Source organism: Paenibacillus sp. NPDC101420 (assembly GCF_050277435.1).
Lineage (GTDB): Bacteria > Bacillota > Bacilli > Paenibacillales > Paenibacillaceae > Paenibacillus_AQ.
The window spans coordinates 411,231-426,750 of record NZ_JBNNSE010000001.1; the positions used below are offsets into that span (position 1 = coordinate 411,231).

A 15,520-nucleotide genomic window follows, 5' to 3' on the forward strand; every position below is an offset into this window, starting at 1 on the left:
TTCGAATTGCTCCCACGGCCAGGTGACATGAAATACTATAGCCCTGGCTGGAGCGTTAAGACTTAGAAATCGCACCTAATTATACGAGATCAGTGCAGTTACTCCTTTGTTAATAACCAAAAAAGAAGAGCCAGAGCACTCACAATTGCACCTAACAAACTCACTCCGTTCCAGCCAAAGTAAACATAGACACTGGTAGATGCGATCGATCCAGTGGCGCTGCCAATGGAATAAAAAATCATGTAACCGGCAGTAAGCCTACTGCGTGCCTCAGGTCGCAAAGTAAGGATCATGCTCTGATTGGTGACATGTACGGCTTGTACTGCAAGATCAAGAAGGATAATACCAACGATTAATGCAATAAGAGAATGTTGAACATAACTTATTGGCAACCATGATATGAGCAAAAGAATCAAGGCTACACCTGTGGTCTTCTGCCCTAAACCCCGATCGGCGAGGCGACCTGCTCGCGCTGCTGCTAACGCGCCTGCAACACCTGCGAGACCAAACGCTCCAATTGCAGTATGTGAAAGAGAAAACGGTGGGGCGCTGAGAGGTAATACTAGAGATGTCCATAATATACTGAAAGCAGTAAAAATCATCATGGCTAGTGCAGCACGGATTCTAAGAGTTCGTTCCTGAGCAAACAACGTGAACATTGAACGAATCAGCTGTAGGTAAGATAATGATTCTCTTTTATGCTCATAATGTGGCAACACCCGAAACAATACACATGCCATGATTAGTGTTAATACCGCGGAAACAAGGTAGACAGAACGCCAACCTGCTAAATCCATTAATACGCCAGCGAAAGTTCGCGCCAGTAGAATACCAATTACGATTCCACTTGTCACAACACCAACGACACGCCCACGTTCGGCTGGAGCAGCCAAAGTTGCCGCGAATGCAACGAGCGTCTGTGTCACTACGGCTAGAAACCCAACCGCTGCTATACCTATGAATAACACTATACTGCTGGTGGCAGTACCAACGACAATTAAAGCCAATACGGATAGAAGCATCTGTCCAGCGATCAGCCAACGCCGATTTAATAGATCACCCAGAGGCACTAGTAATAACAGTCCAAGTGCATAAAAAATTTGAGTGATTGTAATAACAAGTCCAACGAATGAATGAGAAATACCAAACTCGTTCGAAATAGCGTCCAGTAAAGGTTGCGCATAATAAATGTTAGCAACAACTATTCCGCAGGCGATGGAAAATAAAAGTGCCACATTACGAGATATTATTGATACAGGCACTGGTTCCGACGCTCTAAGCCCTCCTCGTACTTTTTCAGTTTTTTTGACTGTTTGATCCGCTATAATAGCTTTCGATTCCTCAACAGATTCCCCCAAAGATAACGCCTCCTGATTAACTTTTATCAAATTCATACATTACATACCAATCAGTACGTAAATACGTTTGACAAATATAACTCTAAAAAAAGATAACTGTCAAGAGATTAGCTTATAGAACAACCAAAAATTAGAATCCGACTATTTATACGTTCATTTCTTATTGACATAATAATATTCAAACCATAAAATAATATCATACCGTTCGATATGAAAAGAGGGAGTTAGTATGGCTCGACCACGTGAATTTGATGAGGAAAAAGCATTGGATGCAGCTATGCAAGTATTTTGGGAAAAAGGGTTCGAGGCTACCTCTTTAAGCGACCTGACATCAAGAATGGGTATTCAGCGGCCTAGCATCTACTCTACCTTCGGGGATAAAAAAGGACTATTTGAAGCTGCGTTGCGGAAATATACGAGTTCTCATGCTGCCTATGTTCGTAACAAGCTTCAAAACAATTCTTCTGTTAAAGAGGCATTCCGTGACTTTTTCGAAAATATAGTGACAAAAGAATATGGACAACATCCGAACTGGGGATGCTTTTGCATTAATTCGATGGTTGAACTTTCACCCCACGATGAGAAATTTGAGCTCCTGACAAGAGAACACCAGATGTATCTCTCGGTAATATTTCAAGAAACGATTGATCGGGGTTTGCGCTCAGGTGAGCTTGATTCAACTATTAACGCAAAAAGTTTAGCGCAGACACTAGTCATATCATTAATTGGACTTACTGTGATCATGAAATCCCGTCCTGAAAGATCATTTGTAGATAATTCTGTAAAAGAAATACTTACATTGTTACGATAAAATCAAAAATTAGATATGCAGCTTTTGTAACTTTGAAACTTTAATATGTTTAATAACTCTTCACTAATCCTGTTTTCCTGTCGATAATTTATAGTAGATGGAAAAGTATGGAGGAGCATATGAACACTAATCGCAGAACTGAACCTTTTCGATATACCCTTAAAGAACCTGTAACCCTTGATCTTCATATTCTTAGTATTAACGGAATCCAGGTTCCTTCTAAGCCTGTAAGAGCTGTACTGTTCAACATCAGTCGAACAGGCTGCCACTTATCGTTACCCCTCAACATTAATCCAGAAAATAACCTGGTACGGATTGGTATGGAAATGAATCTTACGGATGAATCTATTTACTTAGAAGGAATTCTAAAATGGAATAGAGAACAGCAGGACTGTTTCCATTACGGTATTCAATTAGACATACCTGAAGCTGACATTGAGTGTCTTCCGAGGGTGCTACGCAGGCTCGCTGGAGAAGGTAAAATATTGGTTCGTTGAGATGTTAACAAAAGAATAGTACTCCATTAATAAAAAAACAAACCCGCGTGTAGACGCGGGTTTGTTACAGTTTTTGCTGCTGTTATTGAAAATCAAGATAATTCCTAACACTTCTACCTTTGTTCTTGAGGTATATCTCGTTCAGGGGTTACTGGTATAACTTGCTCTTTCTCCAGCACCTCTTTTAAATCATCCTGAATTCTTCGATCCCAATGAGGAACACCGGAGCGATATGCCGCTCTACCTGTTAGGTGGGCGGATAAAGGTGCAGTTATAAATACAAAGACAATTCCTAGTAATAGCTTTGCACTAATATGATTCTGAAAAAATGCAAAATATAGAAATGCCCCAACTAAGACACATAACACACCGAGAGTGGCACTCTTCGCGGCAGCATGTGATCTTAGATAAACATCAGGTAGCCGTATCAAACCAATAGCACTAACGGCGCTAAGCAATGCCCCTGTAAGAATTAACAAGGCAAACAGCAACTCACCTGTAGTCTTGATCATTTCCATTTTCTAGCACCACTCCCTTTTCGATATATCTGGCAAAGGCTGTCGTTCCAATAAAGGAAAGAATTCCAATCAACAAAATAATTTCTATAAAAGCCTGCGTTTGGAGAAAGACAGATAACACGGCCACCATTGCTAGCAGATTAATTCCAATCGTATCTAGTGCAGCGACTCGGTCAGGTAAAGAAGGTCCTTTCACCAAACGCCAAGCACATACGCCTATAGCTAAAGCCATGATCGTAATGGATAGCATAAGAATAAAATGAATCATTAGCGGGTCACCTCCAGTATCGCTCGCTCAAAGGTATCACGGATATTTGCCCTGAACTGTGCAGGGTCATCAACATCCATTGCGTGAATATACAATGTCCGATTATCATCCGACACTTCAAGCACCACCGATCCAGGAGTGAGGCAGAGCATCGTGATTAACGTTGCCACTTCCCAATCTGATTTCAGCTCTGTAGTATATTTGAGGATAGCTGGACGTATATTAAGCTCCGGTCTTAGAACGGCTTTTACCACTACATAACTAGAAACGACCAGCTCCCGCAGCAGCAACAGGATTAGCTTAATGATCGCCCACACTTTTCCAAGATATAACCTGGGCCAAAAGCGTCGCATTCCGAGCAGAATGAGTATACCGAGCAGGAAACCAATGACGAAACGTGGCCCAGTCCAATCATTGTGCAGAAACATCCACAGGAATGCTATCATGAAATTCAATAATAGTTGAAAAGCCATAGTATCTACTCCTTCATGACAGCGTTAATGTATAATGCTGGATCGGCCAGTACGGCTCCGGCTTGGCTGACATATCCGTTTACCGTCTCAGCACCTACACCCATCAGAATTACAATCGCGAACAGAACAGCTGCCGGTGCCATCATAGCTTTATAATGAAGCGGTTTGACTTGTTCTTCCCTTTTCTCGCCACCCCAGAATACCTGCTGGAATACCTTGATCAAGGAATATAACACTATGAAGCTTGATGCAAGTGCAATTAGTGCCAGAGCCACATGATTCTGTCCAAATCCGCTACGCACCATCATCACTTTTCCAGCGAAACCACTAAGTGGTGGAACACCAACCAACGCCAAAGTCAGTACGAAGAACATCCAGCCGGTCCACGGATAGCGTCGGATTAAACCACCCATTTCTTTTAAGCGGTCGGTGCCCGATGCTGAGATAATCATCCCGCCCAGGAAAAATAATAATGCTTTGGCAACCATGTCATGCATTAAATAAAACACTACACCATTTAACGAATCCTGAGTCGCGACAGAAATCCCAAAAGCAATAAATCCAACACTGATGATGATATTATAATTAAAAATCCGCCCCAGATCGTTGTAAGCCAGTGCACCGATTGCACCAAGGATCATCGTCGCTCCCGCCATCCAGGCAATCAGTGAATGGGTGAGTCCCGGTTCTTGAATAAAAATCAATGTAAAGGTACGTGTAATGGCATACAATCCCACTTTCGTTAACAATGCTCCAAACAGTGCTCTAACAGCCACAGGTGGTGCACTATAAGAATCCGGAAGCCAGAAAAAGAGCAACAAACCTGCCTTTATCGAAAATACGATCAGCAGCAGGACCGCAATGACGTTCATTACACCGCCTTGTCCCGCCTCTGCTACACGCATAGATAGATGTGCCATATTCAGTGTTCCTGTCGCGGCATATAAATAAGCAAGCGTTGCTACAAACAAGGAAGAGGAAATCACGTTAACTAATACATATTTTAACGTCTCTCTCAGTTGACCTTTGGAGCCACCAAGTACAATTAAAGCGTACGAGGCAACTAACAGGACCTCAAAGCAGACGAACAAATTAAACAAATCTCCGGTGAGAAAGGAGCCAAATACCCCAGTTAATAGAAAATGGAAAAACGGATAGTAATAAAACCTTTCTCTTTCTTCCCCAATGCTGGCGAAGGAAAAAAACAGACATGCCGCACCAACAATAGCACCGACTAGCACAAGTAAGGCCGCAAACATATCGGCAACAAACACAATGCCATAAGGTGGAAGCCATCCACCCATATATAGGGTCTGGATGCCCTTTGTACTTACCTGGTACACAATGATGCCAGAAACCAATATATTTAAAAACACACTGACGGCACTGATAATACGTTGCAGATCCACTCGGTCTTTTAGAAAAATCAGTATAACTGCCGTAAAGGCCGGAATCAGCAGAGGCAGCACTAGCAAGTTGTTCATTGTTGTCTCTCCTCCTTGGTTCCTTCCACATCATCCGTGCCCGTCGAACGGTAAGTCCGGTATGCCAAAACAATGAAGAATGCTGTTACTCCAAAACTAATTACAATAGAGGTCAAAATGAGCGCCTGCGGTAACGGATCTACATACGCCTCCGCTTTTTCACCTAGCAAAGGTGGAGCACCTGTCTTGAGACCCGACATTGTCAGTAGCAGTAAATGAACACCATGGGTAATTAAATTAGTACCCAGCAGGATGCGTAGCAAGCTTTTGGAAAGGACTAGATAAACACCTACGGTAAACAATACGCCGATCGCCAAGGCAACAACAAGCTCCATTAGCTATCCCTCCCGATCGTAAGTATGATATTCATAGTGACACCAATAACAGCTAGATAAACACCAAGATCAAAGAACATTGCAGTGGTTAATTCTGTTTTGCCCATAAGCGGCAATTGGAAATACCCAAAATTTTGGCTCAGGAAGGGTACGTCGAATATAAATGAGCCAACCCCGGTAAGAAAAGCAATCGAAATCCCGATCGCAATTAACTTACGATAATTAATAGGCAGCACCTTCTCAACCATATCCATCCCAAAAGTAATAGCAAGTAGCACCAAACCTGCAGATGCCATCAAAGCCCCAATAAATCCGCCTCCCGGATTATTATGACCGGCAAAAAACAAAAACAACGAAAATATCAGAATGATAACGAATGCTACTTTAGCTACCGCTTGCAGTAACACATCATCACTTCGGGAATAACGAGGCTTATTATAGGGAACAACCCTCTTCAGTTGGTCTGCTGTACCCTCTCCATCCAACTGCAGCTTGATCATGGAATAAATAGCAAGTGAGGCAAGGCCTAGTACTGTTATTTCAAACATGGTATCAAAGCCGCGGAAATCAACGAGCAGAACATTGACAATATTTTTACCGCCACCCAAAGTATAGCTATTCTCCACATAATATTTCGAGATGGATTCGAACGGACTACTGCCTAAAGCAGCAAGTGCAACCAATGTCATCGTTACGCCCATCCCGATGGAAATAATTAGTTTCAGGAAATGCGCACGAGGTTTGAGCTTCTCTTTTTCCAGCCTAGGCAAATGCCTGAAACATAATAGGAACAATGTAACAGATACCACTTCAACAATCATTTGCGTAAGCGCCAGATCAGGAGCTCTGAACAGAACAAAGAGCAAAGTAACCATATAACCAACCATTCCTGTTAACAAAATGGCTGTTATTCTGGAACGCACAAACGGAATAGCTAAAGCACCTAGAAGCAAAACCATTACAGCAATAACCTCAAACAAAGAAAAAGGAGTATACTCAGTCGTACCAAGTGTAATTCCATCTGAATACCAGACCACACCGCAAATCGTTACGATCAAGAAGGAAAAAATATACATTAAATAATGTCTCATGGAACCAGTCATATAAGAACCAGTCACCCATCTAGACAATTTCTCAACCAGCCGGATTACTCCGTCATAGACTTGATTTAAAGTGTAGCCACTGCCCCATTCTTTATCGACCAGACTTAAGCGGCCATAGATTCGGTATACAGTAATACCAAGAATCACAACACCAAGTGTCATCCATACTTCTGGTGTAAAGCCGTGCCAGAAATGGATATTAACAACAAAAGGTTCCCCGGTCTGCAAGATAGGGTGAATAGCATTCATTGCAGGGATAATAAGTGTATTAGATAATATATTCGGGAAAAAACCGATAAATATAGACAGCACTGCTAGCAGGCACGGGGCAAGCAGAAGTCCAAATGGGGCTTCATGCGGTTTTTTGTCCAGCTTCTCAGGCTGATATTTTCCGAAAAAAGTGTGGAATACCAAAATCATACTGTATGCAAAAGTAAACACGCTGGCAATCCAGGCCAAAACCGGGAAGAGCGTAAACAACGAGGGAATAGAGAATATATCCAAGTTTCGGATATTCAGGACAGCTGTAAAAAACATCTCTTTACTTAAAAATCCTGAAAATGGCGGCAAACCAGCCATGGAGAAACTGCCGATCATCGCTACCGTAAAGGTAACCGGCATAATGGAAATCAGTCCGCCCAGCTTTCGCAGATCGCGGGTACCCGTCTCATGGTCAACTATACCGACCATCATAAACAAAGAGCCTTTAAAGATGGCATGGTTAATAAGGTGAAAGATAGCCGCTGTTGTTGCAGCAGTGTAAAAGACTGAATCTTCCCCTGCATAAAATGCCGCTGCCGATCCCATTCCTAGCAATCCCATAATCAGTCCAAGTTGACTAATCGTTGAATAGGCTAATAGAGCCTTCAGGTCCGTCTGCTTCATCGCCTGGATAGAGCCATAAATCAAGGTGATCAAACCGACGCCTGACACAACCCAGAACCACTCATATTGCCCCGCAAAAATAGGGCTGAAACGGGCGACAAGATACAATCCAGCTTTAACCATCGTTGCTGAGTGAAGATATGCGCTGACGGGTGTCGGTGCCTCCATGGCATCCGGCAGCCAGATATGGAACGGGAACTGCGCTGATTTGGTGAATGCACCTAATAGAATTAATAGCATCGCTGGAATAAACAACGCATGCCCACTAATATCGCCAACCTCGCTCCAAATTTCCCGAATACTAAAGGTGCCTGTCATCACATACAGCATTAAAAAGCCGGCAAACATCGCTAAACCACCAAATACGGTAATCAACATAGATTTAAGAGCACCATACCGCGATTTTTGCCGCCGATGCCAGAAAGCAATCAGCAGAAATGACGAGACACTTGTTAATTCCCAAAAACCGTATAGCACCATCAAGTTATCCGAGAGCACAACGCCAAGCATCGCTCCCATAAACAACATTAAATAAATATAAAAAGGGGTCAACGCTTCTTTTCGCTTGTCTAGATAATAAATCGAATAGATAATTACAAGACTACCCATTCCAGTGATTAACAAAGCGAACAGTAAACTTAATCCATCCAGATGGAAAACCAAATCAATGCCTAGGGAAGGAATCCATGAAACGGTTTCATATCCCAAATCCCCTCCCTTAATAACGGGAATCCGGGTTAAAAAATATACAAACAAAGCGAGTGAACCGGGGAAAACAAGCCATCCTCTATGAAGGTTGGATGCTCTCTTGGTCAAAAGTGCGATTACTAAGGCCATTAGAAACGGAACAAGTATGATTACATGCAGCAAAGGCAGTCCTCCTTTTCCACTTGAGCTTATCAAGTTGTGAACTTTAGTACTTACTTTTTTACCAAAAGCCAAAGATCATATGATTGGAAGGGCCCTTAATAATAGGCCCTCATGAAGATAAGGGCACGCCGATTATAAAGAATCGGTCAATGTGCCATCACAAATATGCAAATATCTAGCCTTTCCATCCTCTTGCTCAATTCTGAATAAACCGTTCTCAAATTCTGTGTGTAATTCGTGAAAGAACTTTCCTTTAAGTGAATACTCACCCTTAGGTTCATCACTGAGCTGATACTCATCCCCGATTTTGACCAGGTAGGCGATTACGCCTTCCTCATGGGTTTCTTCCAGCCCGGCGCGCATCCGTTGAACGGCAACTACATGCAGATCCATCATTTTCATTTTACCAATGAGTTCATTGATGAAATTGCGTTTGGTAAGCTCCTGCCATCGAGTCTGAGCAGATTGTCCAATTACGATCTGTGTAACCTCATTCTTTTCAGCTACTTCTACAATAATATCAGTTGTTTTTCGGCCTTCACGTTTCCGAATGATAAATTCTGCGCCAGCTTCATCGGCAAGACGTTTCCAAACCGTCATATACATTTCTTTGCTCTGATTATATTCATCATTGTCCGAACTATCGACATTTAATACAAACAATGGGGCCCCTATTATTTCAGATAGTTGCACACCACGCCGGATTAAACGCTCCCCATGCGGACCATAATGAACACAAACCATAATCTTTTCATTGTGTATGACCTTCACCCTCCTGTAACATGGCCAAGAAATACAAAAGGAGCCTACTGGCGTTAGGCCCCTTGCGTAAATCTAAAACCGATAAGTTATACTTAATTATATCTATTCCTATGTTTTTTGTAAAGTTTAATGGTTATCATGGAACATATTTCTACGTAATGATTGTACTATGCCCTTCTTTTGAAGTTATCATACAATGAAAATTTTAAATATCCCTTTACAGGAATATTCACTTAATGGTATATTGTAAATGCAAACAGGAAATACAAGGAAGTAGGCCTGTTGAGTCGCTCCATCATGGCCCGTCATATGAAATCCGAATCAAATCAATGAATCGAAGTGATGATTGTTTATGAATACTAACGTAATGAGTGCTTTAGCAGAGCCTAATCGTATGCAGATCGTTGAACTATTACGCGAGAATCCCCTAACCGTTGGAGAGATCGCAGAAAGTCTTCAGTTGCGTCAGCCTCAAGCGTCCAAGCATTTGCGTGTTCTCAGTGATGCAGGCCTTATTGAAGTTCAAGCTGTTGCTAATCGGCGCATTTGCAAGCTCCGCCCTGACCCTTTTAAGGAATTAGACACTTGGTTAGAATCCTACCGTCATATGTGGGAGGAACGCTACGATCGACTGGATGATTATTTGCAGAAGCTACAAAGCAAGGAATTAGATAATGAAAAGTAAACGAGGAGGATTTATCCAATGACAAATTCTAACCAAACCAACCAACTAGTATCCAAAGTTGAAGGCAGCACTCTAATATTAGAGCGTATTTTTAAAGCTCCACGTGAGCTAGTTTTTAAAGCTTTTTCTGAGGCTGAGCATTTGAAGCATTGGTGGGGGCCAAAAGGTTGGACACTTCCCGTATGCCATGTCGATTTCCGTCCAGGAGGTACTTGGCATTATTGCATGAAGTGCGAGGATAAGAGTCAGGGAGATTTCTACGGTATGGAGTCTTGGGGTAAGGCAATTTATGGGGAAATTTCGATTCCAGAGCAAATTATTTACACGGACGGGTTCTCAGATGCCGAAGGTAATATTTCAAAAGATCTGCCCGAGACACTAGTCCAACTAGATTTTATCGAGCTGGATGGTCAAACGAAGCTGGTTAACACCGGTAAATACGCTTCTCCAGAAGCGTTACAACAAGTGATTGATATGGGGATGCTACCGGGTATTTCACAAACCTTTGATAATTTGGACGTACATCTTGAGAATATACAGAAGCATAGCTAAGAGAAGATAAGATAAATAGGACGATGCAAGGATACTCTCTCCTGCTCGTCCTTTTATTCATTTTGCGGGAAATAAGAACCTGATGCTACTCGGAAAATATTGCAGAAAAAACGTGTCATTATGCGTGCCTAATGGATCTGTCTCAAACATCACCCGCTGATCAGCTCCATCTATCTTCTCTTTTAAAATATCAAAAGCACGTTTACTATTAGGCACCATGTCCTTTTGTGCATTAGTCTTCTGGATACCTTCCTCTTCACCTACATACATATAGACTTTGCATTCCCTATCTAACCTTGAAGTCTCCATATAATGTATAAAATCTTTAAACCACACAGACGCGGATATGAATATAAAATTATCAAAAACAGACTCTGTCTTGTACATCGCGTACATACTTATTAACCCACCTAGTGATACACCGCCTAATGCCAATTTGCCCGGCTCATGAGAGATGCGAAAGGAACGAATTATATGCGGGACCAGTTCCTTATATACGTAATCCAAATAATCATCCCCCTTGCCCCCAAAGGACCAATCCTTAAAAAGTGCAGGCATTTCCCAAGGTGTATATTCATCATTACGAAGCTGAGAATCAATCCCGATAAAAATAACCGGCTCTGTAATCCCCTCCTCCACATCCCTTTCTATATCAGCAATCGACTCTTTGAACAAGAAATCGCCATCCTGTAAGAAAACCGCCGGGAAGCTTCGCTCAGTAAACAAATGATATGCTTTAGGGAGATACACGATAATTTGTCGCCCCATATGTTCAAAAGCAGTAATTTTTCCTAACATCATCCTGCATCATAGCCCCTTCCTTAACAATTCAACATACGGAACGCTCTGCTCATGATGGTCGGTACTACTGACGCGTGGTTTTCATCTGGCGCTATGTAATGCTCAACCTGCAAATCAGACAAAGAATACTCACACAATTTTGAAAATAATCCTTTAGCATCATCGACCATAAACGCCTCTTCACTGCCCACTGTGATCAATAGCTTTCTTTTCTCGGATCTTATCGTTTGACCCTTCTTATAAAACGCCTCCGCATACGCCAAGATTTCATGATCATTCCACCAAATCGAGGGGCTAGAGGCCAAATAATACTGGAATAGCTCGGCACGAGTGAACAGCGTCCAGAGGACAAACAACCCGCTTAATGAGTGACCAAACAAAACTTGCTTATGCTGATCGATATTATATTTTTCAGAGACCAGGGGCATTAACTCTAACTCTAAAAAAGATAGGAACTTTTCAGCACCACCATGTGGTCCTATGTCAGCATTTTTCAATCGATCCGGATATACATACTGCTTCGCAGGAGGCGTGAAATCATAAAATCTTCTTTTGGAGACCTCATCATCCGAACCATAATGCCCAATGCCAATCACGATGGCTGGTGCAATCAAAGTTTTCGGCGCATTTCTTGACTGCAATTTCACGACATCCCGGCCCAATTGAAAATATGAATTACCATCGAGCATGTAATAGACGGGAAATCCATTCTCAGGGGCCTCTTCTCTCGGAATTGAGACCTTTATATCATACGTGTAGCCCATATACTGAGATTCTAGCTTCCATGATTCTGTGCGTTCGAGTTCAACTTGTGTTGACATATGTGCTGCTCACTCTCCCCTACACTCTTGACTTGGCTAATAAATATAAGAAATAGGGAATGCCAATAATGGAAACGACTATTCCCACAGGCAACTCTGCTGGCTGAAATAATGTTTTGGCAAAATAATCCGAGATCACAAGCAAGAACATCCCAACCACTGCACTGGATAACATAATATAGCGGTGATTAATCCCTACTAATCTTCTGGCGATGTGAGGAGCCATCAATCCTATAAAACCTATAGAACCGGATACAGATACACAGACACTTACAATCCCCACACTGCATAACAGAAAGATTAGCTTTTCTTTTTCTACGGAGATCCCCAAGCTTTTTGTGCTGGAATCCTCCAATTGAAAATAATTGAGCAAATAGCTTTTTCGATACATCACAAATCCTAAAATCAGTACCCAAGGTGTGATCATTATGATATAAGTCCAATTCGCGCTGTAAATACTTCCGACACTCCATACCGCAGCCATTTCATAATCACTTGCATTCATTTTTAAAGAAAGATACAACGACAACGCGCCAAAACCACTGCTTATCGCGATCCCTGTCAATATCAAACGTTGCATATCAAGTGCACCATTCCGCCAAGAGAAAATAAAGATAACCACAACTGCGGCAAGCCCCCCCACAAAACCAAAGAGAGGCATGGCTAGTATCGAAAACCAGCTTTCTTTAAAAAAAGTAACCCCTGACATCTGAAAGAAAAACATAAATGCAACGATGGCAGCTCCGGCACCGGCATTAATCCCAAGGATACCTGGATCAGCCAGTCCGTTTCGGGTAATACCTTGAATGACCGTTCCAGCCATCCCCAGACCTATGCCTACTAATGACGCAATAATGATCCGTGGTAGTCGAAATTGAAAAATAACCAGGTCAAATTTAGGATTGGGATCTATTCGCAGCAGCGTTTTTATCACATCCATGACAGACATATCAAAAGCGCCATTCGTTAGATGAAAATACCCCGCCACAAGTGTTAGCAGGATAAAAGCTAGTAGCGTCAATATATAGCGACTAAACTGTATTCTGCCTCTATCCACGTTGCTCTCCCCCTTTAACCCGAATTAAATAAAGGAAGAACGGGATTCCAATAAAGGCTGTCACAACGCCAATTGGCGTCTCAAACGGAAAGTTAATATACCGGCTTAAGACATCACAAAATGCTAAAAAAACAGCCCCAATGACTGCTGAGCAAGGAATGATGAAACGATAGTCGATACCAACGATAAAACGTGTAATATGAGGAATGATTAGACCTACAAAGGCAATCTTACCTACTAAGGCCACTGCTGTCCCGGTCAGACATACAACAGATAAAATACTGATGATTTTCACCCATTTTGTTCGTTGACCCAAGCTAATTGCCGTTTCATCCCCTAGGGAGGCAACCATTACAGATTTAGAAATACTAACTGCCAAGAGCAGACCAACGATTATAAAAGGAATGGACAATATTAGCATATCTGGATTTACAGTATGTATTTTCGAGCTATACCAAACGCTAACATTTTGTGAGACTTGAAAAAACATTGCTACTGCTGAGGCAATACTACTTAAAAATGTACCAATTACAGTACCAATAATGGCTAGTCTGACTGGAGATAAGCCGTTTTTGACCAATGAGCCAAATCCGAAAACCAAACCCGCTCCGATAGCGGAACCCACCATGGATAAAAGAATCATATGAACATTCGATAATCCAGGATAAAACACCATAGCCAACGTAATAACAAATGCCGATCCGTCATTTACTCCCATAATCGATGGTGATGCAAGATAATTCCGTGTAACGCCTTGCATTAACGCCCCTGAAACAGCTAGAGCCGCTCCAACTAATAAAGCGGCGATTACACGCGGTAATCTAGATGTCATAATAATGTTGTGGTCCACATTATTTGCATCGAAGTGTGTAATCGCCTGCCAGATTGTTACTATTCCAATATCCTTAACACCATATAAGACGGATACAACCATTGCTAATACGATGAATAATGGAGAAGTTGATAGGATCAATATAACTTTCCAATTTTTTGTATTCATCTTATTCATCGCACCTTCGGTTTTACTTCAAGAGATTTTCAATTGCAGCATCCAGGAATCTTACTTTAGACCAAGCTGTACCACCTTGCGCCAACGGATCAATTGCATTTACAAAGACATGATTGTTTTTGACTGCATTTACGCTTTTGAAGATCGGATTCTTAAGTAAATCATCAAGTGCCGTTGCATTATCCGTATTCTCGCTGGTCTCAAACTGCAAGAAAATATAGTCCGGATTAATTTCCGCTAAAGCTTCTAGTGAAAGCTCAGCTTGAGCTTTAGTAGTTGTTATTACTTCGGGAATGGTAGCACCTAAATCTTCGTAAATAACCGGATTCAGGTAAACACCCGCTGGGTACACACACATACTACCCTCACGAATACGAATAACTAGAATTGATTTATCTTTCAACTTTTCTCCAATGTCAGCCTTTGCACTAGCAGCTTTTGCTTCATAATCGCTAATAATCTTTTCTGCTTCTGAGGTCTTTCCGGATATTTGACCTAGTAAAAGCAGATTATCTTTCCAATTCGTTGATATATGTGAATAAGGAATCATCGTTTGAATTTTATTAAGCGCACCCGACACATCTTCACCAAACTTGGAAGACCCTAAAATAACATCTGGATCTAGCTGCAAGATCGCCTCATTACTTGGAGCAAATTTATCCCCCACTAAAGATGCACCCGCTAATTCAGTTGATAAATAAGCTGGAATGGCATTTGCTATGGCTAGCACGCCTACAGGTTTCACTCCTAGAATTGCAGCATCTTCCATAGATTCCAGACTTGCAGCTACGATATTGTGAATCTCTGTAGGTACAACATAATCCTTACCTAGATATGTAATGGTTTGTTCAGTGGCAACTGCCTCCTGAGCCGCATTTCCTTTGTTATTTGCATTTCCCTCAGCTGCTACCGCTGCATTATTTGCACTTTTTGAAGCTGCGTTATCCTTTTCATTGTTACCGCAAGCCGCCAAACTCAAAGCTAAAACCGCTGATACCCCTGCTAATAAAACTTTTTTCTGATTCATTTTCTATCTCCCCATCTATATTTTATTTATCATTCTTTATAGCAAAGTAATGATAATGAGAATCGTTATCATATTAAATCATATGAGAATAATTATCAATAGATTTCTTTAAATATATGAAATTTTGTAAATTGTCAGATCATTATAAAGGGAGAAATTTCCGCAGATGACGTAATTGTTAAAAAAGGAAATGGAGCTGGCGGT

Annotated in this window: 17 protein-coding genes; 4 read left to right on the forward strand and 13 right to left on the reverse strand. The window is 41.7% G+C overall.

Features of this window, described 5'->3' with window-relative positions; genetic code table 11:
* Nucleotides 1–98: 98 nt before the first annotated feature.
* Nucleotides 99–1,358 (reverse strand): MFS transporter, encoded by a 1,260-nt coding sequence (locus ACQKMP_RS01890; RefSeq protein WP_427468737.1) that lies wholly within the window; start codon nt 1,356–1,358, stop codon nt 99–101.
* A 229-nt stretch (nt 1,359–1,587) separates the two neighbouring features.
* Between ACQKMP_RS01890 and ACQKMP_RS01895 the strand changes: the two genes are divergently transcribed.
* Both ACQKMP_RS01895 and ACQKMP_RS01900 read left to right on the forward strand, forming a co-directional pair.
* Complete coding sequence (locus ACQKMP_RS01895) at nt 1,588–2,169, forward strand: TetR/AcrR family transcriptional regulator (protein ID WP_042187630.1); 582 nt, start codon at nt 1,588–1,590, stop codon at nt 2,167–2,169.
* A 119-nt stretch (nt 2,170–2,288) separates the two neighbouring features.
* The gene (locus ACQKMP_RS01900; RefSeq protein ID WP_042187629.1) at nt 2,289–2,666 is read left to right on the forward strand and encodes a PilZ domain-containing protein; all 378 of its coding nucleotides are present in this window, start codon (nt 2,289–2,291) and stop codon (nt 2,664–2,666) included.
* A gap of 113 nt (nt 2,667–2,779) precedes the next feature.
* On the opposite strand, the gene mnhG is transcribed toward ACQKMP_RS01900, so the two are convergent.
* From mnhG to ACQKMP_RS01935, 7 genes are all read right to left on the reverse strand, one after another.
* Nucleotides 2,780–3,184, reverse strand: coding sequence for a monovalent cation/H(+) antiporter subunit G (gene mnhG, locus ACQKMP_RS01905; RefSeq protein ID WP_042187627.1), 405 nt, complete (start codon nt 3,182–3,184; stop codon nt 2,780–2,782).
* Nucleotides 3,159–3,452, reverse strand: a complete 294-nt coding sequence (locus tag ACQKMP_RS01910; RefSeq protein WP_042187626.1) for a Na(+)/H(+) antiporter subunit F1 — start codon at nt 3,450–3,452, stop codon at nt 3,159–3,161. Before ACQKMP_RS01910 ends, mnhG begins: the two co-directional genes overlap by 26 nt.
* Nucleotides 3,452–3,925 (reverse strand): Na+/H+ antiporter subunit E, encoded by a 474-nt coding sequence (locus ACQKMP_RS01915; protein ID WP_042187625.1) that lies wholly within the window; start codon nt 3,923–3,925, stop codon nt 3,452–3,454. The genes ACQKMP_RS01910 and ACQKMP_RS01915 overlap by 1 nt, the downstream gene beginning before the upstream one ends.
* A gap of 5 nt (nt 3,926–3,930) precedes the next feature.
* Nucleotides 3,931–5,409 (reverse strand): Na+/H+ antiporter subunit D, encoded by a 1,479-nt coding sequence (locus ACQKMP_RS01920; RefSeq protein WP_427468738.1) that lies wholly within the window; start codon nt 5,407–5,409, stop codon nt 3,931–3,933.
* Nucleotides 5,406–5,744 carry a Na(+)/H(+) antiporter subunit C gene (locus ACQKMP_RS01925; protein WP_076282807.1) on the reverse strand — a complete coding sequence of 113 codons (339 nt, stop codon included), beginning with the start codon at nt 5,742–5,744 and terminating at the stop codon, nt 5,406–5,408. Before ACQKMP_RS01925 ends, ACQKMP_RS01920 begins: the two co-directional genes overlap by 4 nt.
* Complete coding sequence (locus tag ACQKMP_RS01930) at nt 5,744–8,608, reverse strand: Na+/H+ antiporter subunit A (RefSeq protein ID WP_427469200.1); 2,865 nt, start codon at nt 8,606–8,608, stop codon at nt 5,744–5,746. Before ACQKMP_RS01930 ends, ACQKMP_RS01925 begins: the two co-directional genes overlap by 1 nt.
* Before the next feature lie 126 nt (nt 8,609–8,734).
* Entirely contained in the window at nt 8,735–9,373 is a 639-nt protein-coding gene (locus ACQKMP_RS01935) for a universal stress protein (RefSeq protein ID WP_231573438.1), read from the reverse strand.
* A 343-nt stretch (nt 9,374–9,716) separates the two neighbouring features.
* Between ACQKMP_RS01935 and ACQKMP_RS01940 the strand changes: the two genes are divergently transcribed.
* Nucleotides 9,717–10,049 carry an ArsR/SmtB family transcription factor gene (locus ACQKMP_RS01940; RefSeq protein ID WP_341125390.1) on the forward strand — a complete coding sequence of 111 codons (333 nt, stop codon included), beginning with the start codon at nt 9,717–9,719 and terminating at the stop codon, nt 10,047–10,049.
* An 18-nt stretch (nt 10,050–10,067) separates the two neighbouring features.
* Nucleotides 10,068–10,601 carry an SRPBCC domain-containing protein gene (locus ACQKMP_RS01945; RefSeq protein WP_340969101.1) on the forward strand — a complete coding sequence of 178 codons (534 nt, stop codon included), beginning with the start codon at nt 10,068–10,070 and terminating at the stop codon, nt 10,599–10,601.
* 57 nt (nt 10,602–10,658) lie between these two features.
* On the opposite strand, the gene ACQKMP_RS01950 is transcribed toward ACQKMP_RS01945, so the two are convergent.
* The 5 genes from ACQKMP_RS01950 to ACQKMP_RS01970 are packed head-to-tail and all read right to left on the reverse strand — an operon-like array spanning nt 10,659 to nt 15,316.
* A complete protein-coding gene (locus ACQKMP_RS01950) occupies nt 10,659–11,402 on the reverse strand; it encodes an alpha/beta hydrolase (protein WP_427468739.1) in 744 nt (247 codons plus the stop codon).
* A 20-nt stretch (nt 11,403–11,422) separates the two neighbouring features.
* A complete protein-coding gene (locus tag ACQKMP_RS01955) occupies nt 11,423–12,223 on the reverse strand; it encodes an alpha/beta hydrolase (protein ID WP_427468740.1) in 801 nt (266 codons plus the stop codon).
* Between the two features lie 19 nt (nt 12,224–12,242).
* Nucleotides 12,243–13,280: a FecCD family ABC transporter permease gene (locus tag ACQKMP_RS01960; protein ID WP_231573437.1), complete on the reverse strand. Its 1,038-nt coding sequence runs from the start codon at nt 13,278–13,280 to the stop codon at nt 12,243–12,245.
* Nucleotides 13,273–14,289: an iron ABC transporter permease gene (locus ACQKMP_RS01965; protein ID WP_341054298.1), complete on the reverse strand. Its 1,017-nt coding sequence runs from the start codon at nt 14,287–14,289 to the stop codon at nt 13,273–13,275. The genes ACQKMP_RS01960 and ACQKMP_RS01965 overlap by 8 nt, the downstream gene beginning before the upstream one ends.
* A gap of 13 nt (nt 14,290–14,302) precedes the next feature.
* Nucleotides 14,303–15,316 carry an ABC transporter substrate-binding protein gene (locus ACQKMP_RS01970; RefSeq protein ID WP_339803195.1) on the reverse strand — a complete coding sequence of 338 codons (1,014 nt, stop codon included), beginning with the start codon at nt 15,314–15,316 and terminating at the stop codon, nt 14,303–14,305.
* Between the last annotated feature and the right edge of the window lie 204 nt (nt 15,317–15,520).

Excerpts from the sequence above, each read along its gene's own strand:
- ACQKMP_RS01910 (WP_042187626.1), bottom strand. The coding sequence starts at position 3,452 with ATGATTCATTTTATTCTTATGCTATCCATTACGATCATGGCTTTAGCT.
- ACQKMP_RS01925 (WP_076282807.1), bottom strand. The coding sequence starts at position 5,744 with ATGGAGCTTGTTGTTGCCTTGGCGATCGGCGTATTGTTTACCGTAGGT.
- ACQKMP_RS01945 (WP_340969101.1), top strand. The coding sequence starts at position 10,068 with ATGACAAATTCTAACCAAACCAACCAACTAGTATCCAAAGTTGAAGGC.
- ACQKMP_RS01915 (WP_042187625.1), bottom strand. The coding sequence starts at position 3,925 with ATGGCTTTTCAACTATTATTGAATTTCATGATAGCATTCCTGTGGATG.
- ACQKMP_RS01955 (WP_427468740.1), bottom strand. The coding sequence starts at position 12,223 with ATGTCAACACAAGTTGAACTCGAACGCACAGAATCATGGAAGCTAGAA.
- ACQKMP_RS01970 (WP_339803195.1), bottom strand. The coding sequence starts at position 15,316 with ATGAATCAGAAAAAAGTTTTATTAGCAGGGGTATCAGCGGTTTTAGCT.
- ACQKMP_RS01920 (WP_427468738.1), bottom strand. The coding sequence starts at position 5,409 with ATGAACAACTTGCTAGTGCTGCCTCTGCTGATTCCGGCCTTTACGGCA.
- ACQKMP_RS01900 (WP_042187629.1), top strand. The coding sequence starts at position 2,289 with ATGAACACTAATCGCAGAACTGAACCTTTTCGATATACCCTTAAAGAA.
- mnhG (WP_042187627.1), bottom strand. The coding sequence starts at position 3,184 with ATGGAAATGATCAAGACTACAGGTGAGTTGCTGTTTGCCTTGTTAATT.
- ACQKMP_RS01895 (WP_042187630.1), top strand. The coding sequence starts at position 1,588 with ATGGCTCGACCACGTGAATTTGATGAGGAAAAAGCATTGGATGCAGCT.
- ACQKMP_RS01950 (WP_427468739.1), bottom strand. The coding sequence starts at position 11,402 with ATGATGTTAGGAAAAATTACTGCTTTTGAACATATGGGGCGACAAATT.
- ACQKMP_RS01965 (WP_341054298.1), bottom strand. The coding sequence starts at position 14,289 with ATGAATAAGATGAATACAAAAAATTGGAAAGTTATATTGATCCTATCA.
- ACQKMP_RS01940 (WP_341125390.1), top strand. The coding sequence starts at position 9,717 with ATGAATACTAACGTAATGAGTGCTTTAGCAGAGCCTAATCGTATGCAG.